The organism is Clostridia bacterium, from assembly GCA_017620395.1.
In the GTDB taxonomy this organism is placed as follows: Bacteria; Bacillota; Clostridia; order Oscillospirales; family RGIG8002; genus RGIG8002.
The window spans coordinates 1-18,238 of record JAFZQJ010000022.1; the positions used below are offsets into that span (position 1 = coordinate 1).

The 18,238-nt window shown below is 53.0% G+C and carries 7 protein-coding genes; all 7 read left to right on the forward strand.

The features are described from left to right. The coding region (locus tag J5441_04105; protein ID MBO4934337.1) for a carbohydrate binding domain-containing protein at positions 1 to 2,875 on the forward strand (2,875 nt) is incomplete at its 5' end. 77 nt (positions 2,876 to 2,952) lie between these two features. Continuing rightward, positions 2,953 to 7,719: a leucine-rich repeat protein gene (locus J5441_04110; GenBank protein MBO4934338.1), complete on the forward strand. Its 4,767-nt coding sequence runs from the start codon at positions 2,953 to 2,955 to the stop codon at positions 7,717 to 7,719. A gap of 58 nt (positions 7,720 to 7,777) precedes the next feature. Further along, entirely contained in the window at positions 7,778 to 12,496 is a 4,719-nt protein-coding gene (locus J5441_04115) for a leucine-rich repeat protein (protein ID MBO4934339.1), read from the forward strand. Between the two features lie 37 nt (positions 12,497 to 12,533). Continuing rightward, positions 12,534 to 13,604, forward strand: a complete 1,071-nt coding sequence (locus J5441_04120) for an endonuclease/exonuclease/phosphatase family protein (protein ID MBO4934340.1) — start codon at positions 12,534 to 12,536, stop codon at positions 13,602 to 13,604. Between the two features lie 30 nt (positions 13,605 to 13,634). Further along, a complete protein-coding gene (locus J5441_04125; GenBank protein MBO4934341.1) occupies positions 13,635 to 14,555 on the forward strand; it encodes a prolipoprotein diacylglyceryl transferase in 921 nt (306 codons plus the stop codon). Further along, complete coding sequence (folD, locus tag J5441_04130; protein MBO4934342.1) at positions 14,555 to 15,415, forward strand: bifunctional methylenetetrahydrofolate dehydrogenase/methenyltetrahydrofolate cyclohydrolase FolD; 861 nt, start codon at positions 14,555 to 14,557, stop codon at positions 15,413 to 15,415. The genes J5441_04125 and folD overlap by 1 nt, the downstream gene beginning before the upstream one ends. Next, positions 15,408 to 18,221, forward strand: a complete 2,814-nt coding sequence (locus J5441_04135; protein MBO4934343.1) for an alkaline phosphatase — start codon at positions 15,408 to 15,410, stop codon at positions 18,219 to 18,221. Before folD ends, J5441_04135 begins: the two co-directional genes overlap by 8 nt. Positions 18,222 to 18,238 lie beyond the last annotated feature (17 nt).

Sequence of the window (18,238 nt, forward strand, 5' to 3'; positions counted from 1 at the left end):
CACTGCGGAAGCGCACGAGGGCGCCAAGGCGCTCTGCCTTAAAGCTCCCGCCGGCTCCGCGAACTACACCAAGGTCGCCAGACAGAACGGCATAGCTATCGAGGCGAATAAGGACTACGTTTTCACCTTCTGGGCGAAGGCCGCTTCCGACAACACCGGCTCCAAGGGATATCACGCCTACGTTTTCGGCGACAGCAGCAACAAGCTTGCGGATAATTCTTTCTCTCCCACCGCCGTATGGACTAAGTACACGATCGAGTTCAACAGCGGCGCGTTCACGTCGTGCTTCGTCAATTTCTCGACCGGCAGTTCGCCCGACGGCACCGCTATCGTCATCGATGATTTGTTTATGGAAGAGAAGATTATCGTTGACGACGCTATCATCAAGAACGGCGGCTTTGAGAACGCCGACATCGATCCGTGGGAGATCTTCAACGGCAGCGCGATAACCTCCGACGCTCATACCGGAAGCAAGGCGCTGATCCTTTCCGGCTCCTCTTACTATGCGAAGGTCGCAAGGCAGATGGGATTGAAGATCGAGCCGAATACCGATTACGTTTACACCTTCTGGGCTAAAGCCGCCGGGAGCAGCACGGGCGCAAAACCTTATCACGCCTACGTTTTCGGCGGAAGCTCCGGACAGGATAACAAGTTTACCGACAAGACGATAGATATCACTAATGATTGGACGCTCTATACCGTCAGATTCAACAGCGGCGACTTTACCGAGTGTTACATTCATTTTTCAGCCGGCAGCTCGCCAGACGGCAGCGCCGTGGTAGTTGATGATTTTGCTATGGAAGTTTCTGTAGATACGACGCTTGTTAAGAACGGCAATTTCGAAGCCGCGACCGTAGACCCCTGGACGCTTTACGAGAACACCGCTGTCACCGCGGACGCTCATTCGGGCGAAAAGGCGCTTTGCCTTCTTGCTACGGGTTCTTATGCGAAAGCCGCGAGGCAGAGCGGTATCACCATAAAGCCGAACACCGATTATATCCTTTCCTTCTGGGCGAAGGGCGATCAGAACGCTCAGGGCTCGAAGGGCTACCACGCCGGCGTTTATGACGCGGGCGGAACCAAGATCGTGAGCGAGTACATAGCGATACCCGCTGAATGGACTTTCCACACAATCTCCTTCAACAGCGGCGACGTTACCTCCTGCTATATCAACTTCTCAGCTTCAAGCTCGCCCGACGGAGCCGGCATGATAATCGACGACGTCGTGCTTGAAGAGAAGCCCGACGAGGTTCTTATCAGAAACGGCGGATTTGAAGAGAACGGGTATTCTCCGTGGACCACCGGCGGCACGACCGCTCTCAGCGACGTTGCTCACGAAGGCGGGCATTCGCTCCGCCTGATGGGAAGCAGCTACTATCAGAGCGTTGCCAAGCAGACCGGTCTGATCCTCACAAAGAACACCGAGTATATCCTGATCTTCTGGGCGAAGTGGGATTCCGAATCCGGCGGAACGAAGCAGTATCACAGCTACGTTTTCGGCGACAAGGAGAAGCTTTGCTCCAATTCGATAGCGTTGACCGACGACTGGAGACGCTACGCAATCGCATTCAACAGCGGCGACTATTCCGACTGGTACGTCAACTTCTCCGCGGGCAGCTCGCCCGACGGCAGCGCAATATACATCGACGACGTTGAAATTATCCACAGAGACGGCAGCGGCTACTTCGGCGAATACCCCGAGCAGCTCGTTGAGGGAGCCGATATCAGAATCGTATCCTTCAACGTGCTCGTCGCGCAGGAAGACTTCAGCTGGAGCCCCTGGGTTATCGGCGAAAGGCCCGAGAAGTTCAAGGCGTTTATCGACTACTATAAGCCCGACGTCGTAGGTCTGCAGGAATGCTCCGAGAAGTGGCACGACGGCATCAACCGTCTGCTCGGCGATACCTATGAGTTCCTCAACCCCGATTTCGGCGGTCAGGCGGGTATGAACTGCAGTCCGATCATATATGACAAGACCAGGCTCCGCGTTATCGCGAGCGAAGTGTATTCCTACACGATAGGCAACAGCCCGCGCTTCCGCCTTATCGACATCGGCGTTTTCGAGCGCATCAGCGACGGCAGAAGATTTATCGTCAGCTCCACTCATCTCGATCCGGGCTGGGACGACGACGATCACACCGAGCAAAGAAACGTTCAGGCGGGCGAGCTCGTCGTTAAGGCGAGAGAATATATCAATCAGTGGAACTGCCCCTTCATTTCCACCGGCGATATGAACTGCCCGGCCGGCGATATTCCTTATAATACCATCGTCAACAGCGGAGTATTTGTCGACGCCGACGATCATCCGGACCCCGGCGTTGTCGACCACATTTTCCATACCGTAGGCACCGAATGCCTTTTCACCGCGCGCGTGACGGACGCGGACCTCCAGGGAACTTCCGATCACTATCCGCTCATCGGCGATTTCAAACTGACCGCAATGCCGCAGATCACCGGCATCGAAGTCACCGCTCCCGACAAGGTCGAATACGTTGAGGGCAGAGAAGAGCTCGACCTGTCCGGGGGAAAGGTAACGGTCACTTACGATAACGGCTCGACTGAAGAAGTCGCTCTCACGGCCGAAATGGTCGAGGGCTTCGACAACACCGTCGTAGGACCGCAGACCCTGACGGTAACTTACAACGGATTCACCGACACCTTTGACGTCACGATAATCGCCTACGTGCTCATCGGTGACATAGACGGCGATGACGAAGTCACCGTAGCGGACGCTCTTGCGGCGCTGCGTATGGCTGTCGGCCTTGCCGATCAGCCGGAAGGAGACGCGCTCGGCGTTGCCGACGTTGACGCCGACGGCACCGTGACCGTTTCCGACGCGCTGCGTATTCTCCGCATTGCCGCGAGACTCGACTGACAACCGCTGCAAAACGTTAGTTTTTGATATTTCCCGCATATCCTTACATCCGAACGCTGAAAAACGGAGGAATCACCATGAGAAAAAAGATTATCGCGTTAATCCTTACGCTCGCTGTTGCGTCTTCGCTGATTTCGATAGCGGGCCTCATTCCCGCGTCCGCAGCGGATACGTCCGCGCTTGACGCGGAGATTACCTCTGCGAAGGTTCTCTTGAATAAAGGCTACGGCGAGCAGTCGCGTAAGTACCTTGCGGACCGTGTTCAGAGAGCCGAGGCCGTACTCTTTGACGAGACGGCTCCGCAGGATGAAATTGACGCCGCGCTTGAAATCCTCATCGCCGCGGAGGACTCTCTCTCGCAGATGTACGGTTTCAGCCTTATAGATATGAACGGCGTATCCGGCTGGAATGAAGCCGCTCTCGCGCAGATGAACGAGTTTTCTTCTTCCCGTTCCGTCGACGCCGTAAATAAGCCGGATGGCGTTGATTTCTCCGTCAGCGTAAGCGGAGACGGCTCCGCGTATATTTCCAACTCGAACGCGGCGGGCGACGGCATTATAGGCGCTTCGCCGTTCGGAACAGACCTCGTGCGCGCCGACGGCTTCAAGCTTTGGATCTCCGTGGTAGCGCCGGCCGAGTTTGAAATAACCGTCGGTTCATCCGATATGAGCCGCGCGTATTCCGCGAGTTTTTGGGCGGACGGGGACGGTTACGTCATGATACCGTTCGACGCGTTCTCCACGGTCGACGGCGCCGCGGTCAAAGAGGAAACCGATTTAGGATATCTCCGCATCGGAACCGGCGCTGCGGCTTCTTTCAAGTTCGCCGATCTCAACGCTTATGACGAGATACTCGAGGGCAGCACGAAGACCGCTTATTCCGAGACGAAGATAACCTCGCGCAATCAGTTGGAGAACAACGCTTATTACAAGATCATCGAATCCACCTCCGGCAAAGCCGTTACGCTCGGACCGGAGATCAGCGAAACGGCAACTCAATGGGAACTTTGCATCGGCGTGGACGATGACAATCTTGATCTTTATCTTGACGAAAACAGGGAAGGCGATCGTAAGCAAATGTGGCAATTCTCGCTTTCTCCTTCCGGCAATAACACGTTCCGTATTATCAACAAATCTTGCACGCATGCGCTCGAAATTTCGTCTTCCGGCGGAAGCCTCGCTCATCCCAGACCGGTTCTCAATGAGGCCAGGCAGGAGTGGTCGGTCAGCATCACCGGCGGCAAGGCGACCATTCAAGTCCGCAACGTCGGCAAGCTCACTACCGCGGGAGACACCGTAAAAGCGACGACAGGCAGCACTTATAAGAAGTTTGAGCTTTACAAGGTCGTAGAGACCGAATACGTTCAGAGCTGGAGCGACGAATTCGACGGCGACAAGCTCGACAGATCGAAGTGGTCGGTCGACGACGGCTTCTGGTTCGGCGGAACGGTTTCAACCATGCACACTGATGACGACGAGCAGCTCGAAGTTTCGGACGGCATGCTGAATATGACCGTCACACCCGACAGATACGGCGCTTTTGAAATGCAGGGAACTTATATGAGCACAAGCGGCAGGTTCGCTTTGAGCTACGGCAAGGTCGAGATACGCGCGAAGCTCGCTTACGGCAACGGTCAGTTCCCGGCGTTCTGGATGATGCCTACCGATATGATGAATATGGGCGGCGGCGAGATCGACATCATGGAGATTGTCGTTACTGATGACATTAGAGATAACGGCATTCAAATCGGCACTATCCACTGGACGAGTGACGACGGATACACCCATTGGTCAAAAGCCCATTATATGAAGATCCACGGCTACGGAGAAAAGTATCTCAGCGATGAGTTCCATACCTACGGCGTGGAGATGGATCACGATCAGGTCAGATTCTACTTTGACGGAATGCAGTACAATTCGCTTGTGTTAAACAGCGAGGGTAAGAAGTTCGCGTTCGGAGACATCGCGAGATATATCATTATAAATAATTCCACCAAAGGCGACGGTGCAAGCATCGTTAACGAAGCGTGGGGTCTCGAGGATAAATACGAAACCAAGATAGACTACGTCAGGTGCTATCTTGAAGCCGGTGAAATGAGCGATAATACCGTCGACTTCACGACTGACGACAGCATCAACTATTCATCCGGCATAGAGGCCGTTGCCACCAACGACGCGTGGGATATCAATATGCCGATGGATATCAACTGCTACGGCAACGAAGGCGCCGCTGCGGATCATTTCGCCAATCTCTACATATTCGATCCGCATACCGGAGAAACGCTCAGATACATCAACCTTGCTTCTGCGATGTCTAAGTACACCAGATCCTTCCGCGTTCTGTATTCGCCGGATGCCACGAAGCTCGCTGTCGCAAACACGCAGGGATGCATACAGATTTATGATACTTCCAATTACGATAACACGCCGGTCAGAATCTATAACGGCGCCGTTATTCAGGAAAACGTTCTGTTTACGCCGGACAGTAAATACCTGATAGTCGGCGGTTACAACGGCGGTTCGCAGGCATATTACAACCCCCAGACCAACGGCAAGACGGAAAAATGGCGTTTCCGCGTTTTCGACGCTGCCACGGGCGCGAAGCTGCAGGATATAGACGTCGGCAGCGATCCGCGCTTCATAGCGATAACCGACGACGGTTCTAAGGTGGCGGTAACGACCACGAGCAACGGCACGTTCATTTATAACGTTTCCGACTGGAGTGAATACGGCCATATAACCGAAGGCCACGACGGAGCGATCCGCGGCGCCGACTTTTCTTCGGACGGCAGCCTGCTCGTGACTTCCGACGACAAGGGCGTCATAAACGTCTGGAACGTTTCCGATCTTTCGCTCAACAAGAAGCTCAACAACGTCAACTCCGGCTCGGTAAGACGCGTAGTCTTCTCGCCGGACGATAAGAACGTCCTCGCGACCGCGACCTATGGCGCCGCGCGTCTGTTCGAGGTCGAGAGCGGAGAGCTTATCTCGCTGCTCGGCGGTTTCGGCAACGTCATCCGCGAAGCGACCTATTCTACGGAAGGCAAATATATCGCCGTCGCCTCATACGACGGCGGGGCGAAGCTTTTCGCCGCAGACGGCACATATCTCGAAACGCTGAAGGCGGGTGAGACTGACGAGAACGGCGAAGGCTTCATCCTTTCCCGAATCAAGTTCTCGCCTTATGAGGACGATTACGTTATGTTCTCCACCCGCACCGATCCTTACTCGGTGCAGAAGTGGGACCTCCCGAAGCAGTACGACAAAACGCAGCTTAAGCTCGCCATGAGCGACTGCGCGGACAAAACCACGCCCGAATACGCTTACGCGGCGAAGATTTCCGGCTTGAAGTATGCTACTCCGCAGATGATCTACAAGGCGTATACCGGCATTGGCGGAACGACGAAGACCGACGAATTCATCAGCGTCTCTCCCGACGGATACACGATGCCGCCGAGCGTTACCGTCAATAAAAACGCTTTCGTCTACGTTACCGCAGGGGCGTCTCCGGAATACGCGGATCTCGCGCTGAAGGTCACAAATACCGACGACGGCACAAGCGAGCTTATTTCCGCGGACGACGCCGGATTCTTTATGGATTATAATGAAAACGACGAAATTGAGGCGTATTGCAGTTACGATTTCAAGGTCAAGATGGCGGAAGCCGGCTCCTTCGAGTTCGAACTCGTCGACCTCGATTCCAACAAGGCGTTCCCGAAGGCAAGCGCTGCCGTCAATGAAGAAAGCGCGGCGGAGGGATTCCTCTATTCGATAAAGGACGGAGAAGTCACGATAACGAAGTGTATCTCTGGCAGGCGCAACGTCGTTGTTCCGAGTGAGATAGAGGGGTACCCTGTCACCAAGATCGGTTCTTATGCCTTCGACGGCTACGGAACCAACGTTATGCATATGGCGGTTACGCTTCCCGACACGCTGAAGGTTATCGGCAGTTACGCCTTTTATAACTGCTGGTCTCTGCGTGAGATAAAGTTCCCCGCAGGACTTGAAAAGATAGAACAGTACGCTTTCAGCAGATGCAGACTGCTCAGCGTCGTCGATATCCCCGCCGGCACGACAGTCAGTTCCAACGCTTTTAACAACGCCGGCGTCGGAACTATAAAGCTCAACTCCGGATCGGGTATTGCGAGCAGTTCTCTTTCGGGAATGTCCAGAGTACGCGAGATAATTATTGCTGACGGTATCGAGAACGTTAACCTGAGTATTTCTTCTCAGTATCTGTTAGAGGCGGTTTACGTTCCCGAAAGCGTGACCTCGATAACCGGAGGCATATACAATTTCGTTGACACAAGCTCTTTGCACACAAAGTATATCGCAAAGATCTACGGCGTCCCGGGAAGTTACGCGCAGACTTACGCCGAGTCGTATCCGACGAAGTTTACCTTCGTACCGATTTGCGCGCCGACGATTACCGGAGTAGAGGAAGGCAAGACCTACGATCTCTACGAAGCGCCCGTTTCGGCGACCTGGGAAAACGGGCACATCGGATACCTCAACGGCGAAGCGTGTTACAGACACGCCGACGTGACCGAGCCCGGCGAGTACACGCTCGAAGTTATAAACGGCTATGACGAGTATAAGACGACCGTGACCTTCACAGTCGTCGATACTACGCCTCCGCCGTACACGATCGGCGACATTGACGACGATGGTGAAGTCACCGTTACCGACGCGCTCGCCGCGCTGCGCATCGCGCTCGGGATTGCCGAGCCGGAGGGCTATCAAGCGGAAGCCGCCGACGCTGACAAAGACGGCGAAGTGACAGTTTCCGACGTGCTCCGCATCCTTCGCGTCGCCGCGAAGATTGACGATCCCTTTGAACAATAATCGTCAATCAACTCAAATTATTACTTCGTCTTTCCCGCAAAAGAAACGGAGGTAAACCATGAAAAGAAGACTCATTGCCATACTGCTTACGCTCGCTTTCGCGCTTTCGATGCTGCCGTTTTCGTCGGCGGTGACCGTCGGCGCTGACGAACCGAAAGCGATCGACGAATATGCTTACGCCAGATCCCTTTTATATAAAGGTTACAGCGAGCAGTCGAGAAAGTATCTTGCGGATCGCATCGAGAGATACGAGGCGACTCTGGTTATGTATAACGACCTTGCGACTGGCGAAGAATTCGAAGCCGCGTTTACAGAGCTGAAGCACGCCGAAAATATGCTCGAGCCGATGCATGACGTCGAGCTTATTCCGCTTAACGGCTTCAATGGCTGGACGTCCGAGGATCTTGCCGCTATGAACGAGTCCTCATCGACTCCCGTTCTCGACGGTGAGCATAAACCGGATGGCGTTGAGTTTTCCGTTTCCGTAAGAGGTGACGAAAACGGGACCGTCCTTTCCAACGGCGCGTCAAGAAGCGGTGTTGCGGGGCAGTCTCCGTTCGGCCTTGATATGTCGAAGGCGGACGGTCTGAAACTGTGGATCGATCCGGAATTCGGGGACGTTTTCAGCATTACGATAGGTCTGCGTTCGGGTGTGGATAATTATATTTACACAGCCTCGGATATTGTTGTATGGGGATTCGGATATATCTATATCCCGTTTGAAATCTTTACTACTACCGGCGATTCTCCGCTCGCTAAGGACGGCAGCATGAACTATATCCGTATAGAGTCGAACGGTACGTCGTTCTTAGTTGCGGATCTGAACGCTTATAACGAGATACTTGAAAGCAGCGCGGCGACCGCTTATTCCGAGACGCAGATAACCTCACGCAATCAGATAGTTAATAACGCGTACTATAAAATAATTGAAGCAACCGGCGGCAAGGCGATAACGCTCGGGCCTCCCGTTCCGGAAACGGCTATTAGATGGGGAGATAACACTCTCGCAATCGAAGACAGCTCGCTCAAGTATTCGCTTGAGGAAAACAGGGAAGGCGATCGCACGCAGATGTGGCAGCTTTCAATGTCTCCCTCCGGCAACGGTACTTTCAGGATAATCAATAAATCGAGCACCAACGTGATTACGATTTCGGAATCCGGCACAAGTATCGAGGCGAAAGAACCGAACCTCAATAACACGCGCCAGGAGTGGTCTATCAGCATTACGGGTGGAAAGGCGACTATTCAGGTACGCAATGTCGGAAAGTTAACCGTTTCGGGTGAAACCGTTAAAGCCACTACCGGTTCGACGTATAAAAAGTTCTATCTGTATAAAGTCGTTGAAGAAGAATACGTTCAAAGCTGGAGCGACGAGTTCGACGGCGATTCGCTCGACCGCACCAAGTGGAACGTGAACGACGGTTATTCCGACGGTGCCATTTATCCGGATGACGACGACCTTATCGACGTTTCCGACGGCAATATGCATTTCAAGGGCAGATACGGCAGATACGACGCTTATGAAATGTCCGGTACTTATATGAACACCAGCGGCAAATTCGCGTTCGGCTACGGCAAGATCGAGATCCGCGCAAAGCTGGCGTACGGCACCGGTCAGTTCCCGGCGTTCTGGCTTATGCCGACAGATATGATGAATATGGGCGCCGGCGAAGTCGACATAATGGAAATGGTCGTCGAAGATGATATAGCCAAAAACGGCACGGTCATCGGCACCGTTCACTGGACGGATGACGAGGGCAAAAAGGACTGGGCCAAAGTTATATATATGAATATAAACGGCTACGGCGAGAAGTACCTGAGCGACGATTACCACACCTACGGTCTTGAAATGGACCGTGATATGATCAGGTACTACTTCGACGGAATGCAGTACAATTCGCTTCTTTACAACAGCGAGGGCAAGAAATTCGCATTCGGCGATACTGCCAGATACATTGTTTTCAATAACACCCCGCGCGCAAGGACGCCTAAAAATGACGGCTGGCCGAGCAATATAGTCGACGAATCCTGGGGCGCCGAGAAAGAATACGTCATCGACGTCGACTACGTCCGCTGCTTCCTTGAGGCGGGCGAGTTGACCGACGGCACCGAAGACTACACGACCGAGGAAAGCGTGAACTATTCCACCGGTCTCAACGCGGTCGCCATCAACGATTACTGGGACATCAACTTCCCGACGGACGTCAAGCCCGACGGCACCGAGATCGCCTCCGCCGACCACATGAAGAAGGTCTATATCATGGATCCGGTCACGAACGTGACGAAGCACGTGCTTTCCACCGGCTTTGACAGAGCGCTGCGCGTTTTGTATTCTCCCGACGGCAGCAAGCTGGCGGTCGCGTCCACGCAGGGCAATATAGCGATTTTCGATACCTCGGATTACACAAAAGCGCCGCGCAGGATATACAACGGCACGGTCATTCAGGAGAGCGTTGTTTTCACCAAAGATAGCAGCGCTTTGATTGTGGGCGGTTTCAACGGCGGTTCCCAGAAGTATTCAAGCGGCACCGGGAAATGGAAGTTCCGCGTTTTCGACGCGGATACGGGCGCTAAGCTGCAGGAAATCGACGTTGGCAGCGACCCGCGCTTCATAGCGATTACCGACGATGGTTCAAAGGCTGCGGTTACGACAACGAGCAACGGTACGTTTGTTTACAACGTTTCCGACTGGACCGAATACGCGCACATTACCGACGGACACGTCAGGGCGATCCGCGGCGCGGATTTCTCCTCGGACGGAAGTCTGCTCGCCACCTCCGACGATAACGGAGTCATCTGCCTTTGGGACGTCGGGAGCAAGGCGCTTATAAAGAAACTCAACAACGTAAACACCGGCTCGGTAAGACGCCTCGAGTTTTCGCCCGACGATAAGAATATTCTCTGCACCTCCACCTACGGCGCTGCACGTTTATTCGACGTCGAAAGCGGCGAACTCGTTTCGCTGCTTGGCGGTTTCGGCAACGTTATCAGAGAAGCGGCGTATTCGCCGAACGGCAAATATATAGTTGTCGCGTCTTACGACGGTGGCGCCAAGGTCTTTGCGTCCGACGGCACGTATCTCGAAACGCTGAAAGCCGGAAACACCGACGCTAACCTCGAAGGGTATATAGTTTCGCGCATTAAATTCACGCCGGACAGCTCATACGTTTTCTTCGGCGAGCGCACCTATCCGCATTCGCTGCAGAAGTGGGCGCTTCCGAAGGAGTATGACAAATCTGACTTGCAAGCCGCAGTCGCGCGGCTGAGTCCCTCGTCGCCGTATTACAAGATCGCCTCGAAGGTTGCCTACATGAAGTACGCGACGCCTCACATGATAGACAGGATGATGACCGCGACAGGTCCGAGACCTACGGTTATCTACGATTTCATCAGAGTTTCGGCGGACGGTCACGAGTTCTCGGATACCGTTACCATAAACCGTAACGGCTACGTTTACCTTGAAACCGTCAACTCGCCTTATTATGAGCATCCGTCCGTCAGGGTGAAGAATCTCGACGACGATACGGAAGTGATAATTCCTCTTGATAAAGATAATCTGCTTTCGCTTGAAGCGGACGCTAATTATCTAAAACTAACACGCCTTATCAGGGTTCGTATTACCGAAGGCGGAAACTACCGCGTGCAGCTTATTGACGAGGCGCGGGGAAAATCGTTCGCTTCGGCTGACTTTACCGTCGACGGGACGAAAACAGCGACCGATGAGTTTATGTATTCTATCAATAACGATCAGGTCACGATAACCGACTGTATCTCCGGTTTGCGCGACGTCGTCATTCCGGACGAAATAGAAGGATACCCCGTGACGGTTATCGGGCAGTACGCTTTTGCCGGCTACGGCAGAACCGTGCACCATATGACCGTCAGACTGCCTGATACTCTTACGAAGATCGATCAGTACGCCTTCCAGGCGTGCAGCTCGCTGCGCGAAATAGAGTTCCCGTCATCGCTTAAAACGATAGGGCAGTACGCGTTCAACGACTGCAAACTGCTCGGCGCCGCGGATATTCCGGACGGCACTTCGGTCAATACTTACGCATTCCGCAACACCGGCGTCGGCACCGTGACGGTAGGGAACGGAACGTCCTTTTCTTCCACCGCGCTTAACGGAAACTACCGCGCGAGAGAGCTTATCGTGAGAGACGGCACGACGAGCGTAAGCGCCAATCTCGGCACACAATACCTTATGGAATCCGTCTATATCCCCGAGAGCGTCACATCTATAAGCGGAACGCTTTTCGGCGGAAACAGAAAGATTGTCAAGCTCTACGGCGTTGAGGGTTCGTATGCGCAGACGTTTGCCGAAAACAATCCGACCAAGTTCGAATTCGTACCGCTCGGCGCTCCCGTTATAACCGGCGTCGAGGACGGAGCGACTTACGACCTTTACACCGATCAGGTGCACGCGTCCTGGAACTGCGGGCATATCGCGTATCTCAACGGCGAGCGCCGCTACGGAGAAGCCGACTTGACCGAGCCCGGCGAATATGAACTCAAGGTCGTGAACGGATACGACGAGTATTCAACTACCGTTAGGTTTACCGTCGTCGACACTACGCCTCCTCCTTACACTAGGGGGGATCTTGACGAAGACGGGGAGATAACCGTCGCGGACGCACTCGCCGCGCTGCGTATTTCCGTCGGGCTTGCAGAGCCGCAGGGCTACCAGCTCCAAGCCGCTGATATCGACGGGGACGGCGTAATTACCGTTTCCGATGCTCTTTGGATACTCCGCAAGGCTGCCGGATTGATTGATTAGTTGTGCTTTATCCTCATTATTCTCTGGAGGTATTATAATGAAAATGAAATTGATTGCAATTCTGCTTTCGGTCGCGCTCTTTATGACCGCGTTCCCTGCGGCCGGCGCGGTTGCCGAAACAAAAGACGACTACGTCGGGACGTATCCCGAGCAGCTCGTCGAAGGGGCGGATATACGAATCATTTCGTATAACGTGCTCGTCGCGCAGGAAGACTTCAGTTGGAGCCCGTGGAAAATCGGTACCCGCCCCGAACTATTTGCCGATTTTGTCAATTATTATAAACCGGACGTCGTAGGTCTTCAGGAGTGCTCGAAGCTGTGGCATATCGGTATTCGCGAATTGCTCGGAGATAAGTATGAATTTGTCTATCCGGACCTCAACGATGAAGGCGATGATGAAAACTGTTCGCTGCTTTTGTACGACAAGACTAAGTATAATGTTGTAAAAACAGAGTTGTTTAAGTATTCGGTTTCTAACGCCGCTCAAATGCGTCACATGGCGATTGCTCTTTTGGAAAATAAAGTCGACGGCAGGAAGTTCGCGGTTAGCTCGACTCATCTGAATTCCGGATGGGAAGGATCCGGCGGAGACAACACTCCGCAGAGAACCATTCAGGCGGGCGAGCTCATTAAAAAAGCGCAGAGCTGGCTCAGTAAAAACAAGTGCCCGTTTATTTCTACCGGCGATATGAACACTACGATCGACGAGGTACCGTATCAGAATATCGCTAACAGCAACGTTCTGTTTGACGCCGATCCTAACCCCATAAGCGGTTGCGTCGACCACATCTTTTGCAGCGTTGAGGCAACATGCCTTTACACCGCGCAGGTCAGGGATCAGCAAATCAGAGCCGCTTCCGACCACTGGCCGCTGATTGCGGATATCAAGCTTCCCGTCGTGAAGCCGACTTACACCCTCGGAGACCCGAATAAAGACGGGGAAACCAACGTTGAGGACGCGCTTCTCGCGCTTCGTTATTCCCTTGGAATCAAGAAGCCTACCGCGAACCAGCGCAAAGCCGCGGACGTTGACCTCGACGGAAGCGTTACCGTTTCCGACGCCCTTATCATTATGCGATATATCGCGAAACTGATAGAAACTTTTTAGTAGTTGATATTTTTCTCCGGAGGAGTTATAATGGACTATATAAGCTTTCCAAAGCTGGGAATAACGATAAACATTTCGCCTACCGCTTTTAAGATCGGTTCAATCGAGATTAAGTGGTACGCGCTCTGCATTATGCTCGGATTCGCGCTTGCGATCGTTTACGTTCTTGTTCAGGGCAAAAAACAGGGCTTCAAGAGCGATACGTTTATCGATCTCGCTATTATCGCTATGGTCTTCGGACTTATCGGAGCGCGTCTGTATTACGTTTTGTTCCGCCTTGATCAATATATAAAGGATCCGATAAGCATTCTCTATATTTGGAAAGGCGGGCTCGCGATATACGGAGGAGTTATTCTCGCCGTGCTTGCGTCATTCGTTTATTGCCGCGTGAAGAAGCAGCCGTTCTTTAAGCTGGCGGATATTGCGGCTCCCGCGCTGCTTATCGGTCAAGCTCTCGGGCGATGGGGCAACTTCTTCAATCAGGAAGCCTTCGGCGTTAACACAGACCTCCCTTGGGGGATGACGGGCAACATTATCGCTGAGAATATTCGCAGTGAAGCCGTTGAAGTTAAAGACAGATTCGGCATTCTGCTTGATTCGTCAAAACCCGTGCATCCGACGTTCTTGTACGAATCGCTCTGGTGTCTGCTCGGCGTGATTGTTCTGTGGCTCTTTTATAATAAATACAAGAAGTTCGACGGAGAAGTGGCGCTCCTGTACTGCGCCTGGTACGGATTTGAGCGGATGTTCGTCGAGGGGCTTCGCACCGACAGCCTTATCCTTTTCGCCAATATCCGCGTGTCGCAGGTCATCGCTGCCGCCACATTCGTTGCCGCGGTTGTGTTGATAATAGTATTCCGCATCAAAAGCGGCGGAAGAAAAAAACGCGTCAAACGGTTGCCGGAGCACGACGACAGTCTGATAATCAACATACCGGAGGATACTGATTAGTGGCTACTATTCTTGACGGTAAATCACTTGCCGCAAAGCTTAAAGAAGAAATCAAAGCCGAGGTATCTTTACTGAAGAGCGGGGGAACGGAGCCAAAGCTCGCCGTAATCCTCGTCGGTGACGATCCCGCCTCGCATGTTTACGTGCGCAATAAAAAGCGCGACTGTGAAGACGTCGGTATACTGTCGGAGAGTATAACGCTCCCGGCGAATACCGAAAAGTGTGAGTTGATCGACATCATTAAGTCGCTCAATAACAACGCGTCTGTCCACGGAATACTCGTGCAGCTTCCGTTACCGCATGGACTCGACGGAACCGAGATAACGCAGCTTATTGCTCCCGAAAAGGACGTTGACGCCTTCTCTTATTATAACGTAGGCCGGATAATGACCGGTGACTATTCATTCGTTCCGTGTACGCCTGCGGGTTGTATGGAACTTATAAAGCTCTCCGGTATATCGGTTGAAGGCAAAAACTGCGTTGTTATCGGCAGGAGCAATATCGTCGGCAAGCCGATGGCGATGCTTCTGATGCAGGCGAACGGAACCGTTACCGTTTGTCACTCGCGTACAAAGAATCTTGCTGAAATAACTCGCGGAGCGGATATACTCGTATCGGCGATCGGCAAGGCGGGCTTTGTGACGGGGGATATGATCAAAGACGGCGCCGTCGTAATAGACGTCGGCATCAACAGAGGCGAAGACGGCAAGCTCTGCGGCGACTGCGATTTCGATTCCTGCGCCGCAAAAGCGTCGTTCATCACTCCCGTTCCGGGCGGTGTCGGCCCGATGACAAGGGTTATGTTATTGAAAAATACTGTAAATGCAGCTAAAGTCCAAGGAGGAAAAGAAAATGCTTAAAAGATCAGCATCGTTAATCGTCGCGTTTGCGCTCGTGCTGACGCTGTTTGCCGGTATAGGCGTTTACGCGGTAGCGCCGCAGCCCGACCTGACGGCAAAGAACGTTATTCTGCTCATAGGCAGCGGAATAAGTCCCGCGCATGTTAACGCCGCGAGAATCAAATCCGGAAGGCAGCTCAACCTGTTGAATCTTACGTATTCCGGAACTCTTGATACCACAAACTCCGATAACGCCATATCGGATCCCGCGGCTGCCGCTACCGCTCTTTCTACGGGTAAGAAAACGCTGAATTTTAACCTCGGTATAGATCACGAGGGTAATCCTGCTACGCTTATTACCGAGGCTTTGCAGAGCGCCGGCAAGAAGATAGGTATCATTACGGATAAATACCTTAACGACGCCACTCCCGCGGCTTTTGCGGTGCACAATCCGCTGAAATCCGATCTTTACGGAGTTGCCCGTCAGGAGATTGCCAGCGGTTTCGACCTTTTCCTCGGCGGCGGCTCGAAATACTTCGATAATTACAGGGCGGAAATGAAGGCCGCGGGCTATGAATACGTGACCTCGCCCGGCAGACTTTCCGAACTTACGCCCGATAAAAAGATTATCGGCGCTTTCAGCAACTATTCTTTTGATACCGGTTATCAGGTGCCTTCGCTTTCCGCAATGCTCACGAAGGCGACGGAGCTGCTCGGCAACCCTGACGGCTTCTTCATTGTTGCCGAGGGCGGACTTATCGATAAGTACTGTTTCGAGAGAAATATGAATAAGATGGTCGAGGAATTTGTCAAGTTTGACGAAGCCGTCGGCGTCGCAATGGCTTATGTTGACGAGCACCCCGATACTCTTCTTGTTGTCGCGGGCGACGTTGAAGCCGGTCAGCTGACGCTCAATGACCGTCCGAATCAGGGGAACACGACTAACTCGTGCTTCAAGAAATACGGCACAAGCTCGCTGAATACCGCGCTCTATACTTACGGCAAAAACGCTTCTGCGCTTACCGGCGAACACAAGAGCATAGACGTCCCGAAGTTTATATCCGCGTCTATGGGAGTTTATGATTTTGCGCAGGGCGCTGAACAGACCTCCGCCGTTAACGATTATACCGTTGATGAACTGAATTCCTTCTCGTCGTGGTCTTTTACCAATATTAAGAAGAATAGTCACGTCAACGGCATAACGCTCAACACGACTTCTTCCAACAACTCCGCCGTCACCGCGATGGTTTCCAAAGGTTCTCTTGTCGTTATGGCCAACGCGAGAGTCGGATTCGACCTTACGGTTACGACGCCGCTCGCGTCTCCCTTTAAGCTGAAGAACGGCGGAAGCACTGATCTTTCCGCTTATGACGGTTTCGTTCTCAGCGCTTCGGGGCTTGAGGATAATGCCTTTACTCTCACGGTAGGTAAGGGAAGTACCTTTACCGCGTCGGCGGACTTCAGTGAAGCTATGAAGAACGAGTACGGCGAGATACTCCTTCCTTTTGACAGTTTTGAGCCTGCAATATCTGCGGAAAACGCCGTCGGTCTTGACACGTTCGGACTCTCTACGGCGGGCTGCTCTGCAAAATCGACTGTCAAGCTCGACTCCATACACGCTTATAAGACAGACACGGGAATCAGTTACGCAGAGCTGCTGGGCATCTCTTACGGTAAGGATCCGTTTGAATATACCTCCGCAAGCTTCGCCGCTTTTTCGTCTTCGTTTGAGACTTTCAAATCCGCGGTGACAAGAGAAGAAAGATATGCCGCAAAGCTCGATTTGATTTCGAAGATCGACGCTCTTGTTCCGATTCCTCTCTCCTCGGAAGAATTCGGACTTGTTGAAGCGAACAAGGATTCGCTCGACGTTTCCTGTGCCGCTGCGTCCGTTTCCGACGGCATGCTCGATACGTTCTGCGGCAATGCCGACACCAGACTTGCGACCAAATCTGTCGAAATATCCCGCAGCTGGACGCAGTACACCGTTAATTTCAACAGCAGGAATTATACAAAGGTATATCTCAGCTTCACGTCCGGTAATTCGCCCGACGGCAGTTCGCTTCTGATAGACGACCTCGCTGTTACGCCCGCTCCCGCCGCAGGTGAAGTATTGGTAAAGAACGGCGATTTTGAAGACGCGGCCGTTGATCCGTGGATAATCTATAACGACAGCTTTATCACAAACGACGCCCACGGAGGAAGCCGCGCGTTGCGCCTGATGGCTGCCGCAAAGAACGCAAAGACCGCAAAACAGACCGGAATCACCGTGAGCCCGAACACCGACTATACCTTGACGTTCTGGGCAAAGGGCGAGAATGACAATACCGGTACAAAGCCTTATATTGGCTATGTTTACGGTGACTCTGCCAATGCGTCGGTCATGTTTGAAAATATCCCGGAAGTTTCCGGCAATTACGGAGCGATTCGCTTCAGACTCGCTTCGCTCCATCCGGATTTCACCAATGATGATTTTGCGGTAAGAATGACTGTTGCTACTGCCGACGGAGAAACCGCGGCGATGATCGAACGCGCACTTATTTCCGAAGGGAATTATTGCTTCGCGCTTCCTGCCGCGCCTTCCGAAATAGTCAGCATAAAGGTCGAATTCATCAATGCCGCCATCGGCGCGGTAGTCAGAATCGAAGGCGTTGACCTTCTCTCAAACGCTCCCGTTAAATCCGCGAATCCGAGCGTACCCTCGGCGCTCTCAATACTTCGTGCGGCCGCGGGACTGGCTGTCGTTGATAACGCCGATCTTAACGGCGATGGTAGGGTAGACGTTGCGGATGCGCTTCTCGCTCTCCGTGCTGAATGCGCCCTCTGATACCTGATGACACAATT

What these genes read in the sequence shown, in the direction of transcription:
- J5441_04110 (MBO4934338.1), top strand. Translation starts at nt 2,953, where the DNA reads ATGAGAAAAAAGATTATCGCGTTAATCCTTACGCTCGCTGTTGCGTCT.
- J5441_04120 (MBO4934340.1), top strand. Translation starts at nt 12,534, where the DNA reads ATGAAAATGAAATTGATTGCAATTCTGCTTTCGGTCGCGCTCTTTATG.
- J5441_04135 (MBO4934343.1), top strand. Translation starts at nt 15,408, where the DNA reads ATGCTTAAAAGATCAGCATCGTTAATCGTCGCGTTTGCGCTCGTGCTG.
- J5441_04115 (MBO4934339.1), top strand. Translation starts at nt 7,778, where the DNA reads ATGAAAAGAAGACTCATTGCCATACTGCTTACGCTCGCTTTCGCGCTT.
- J5441_04125 (MBO4934341.1), top strand. Translation starts at nt 13,635, where the DNA reads ATGGACTATATAAGCTTTCCAAAGCTGGGAATAACGATAAACATTTCG.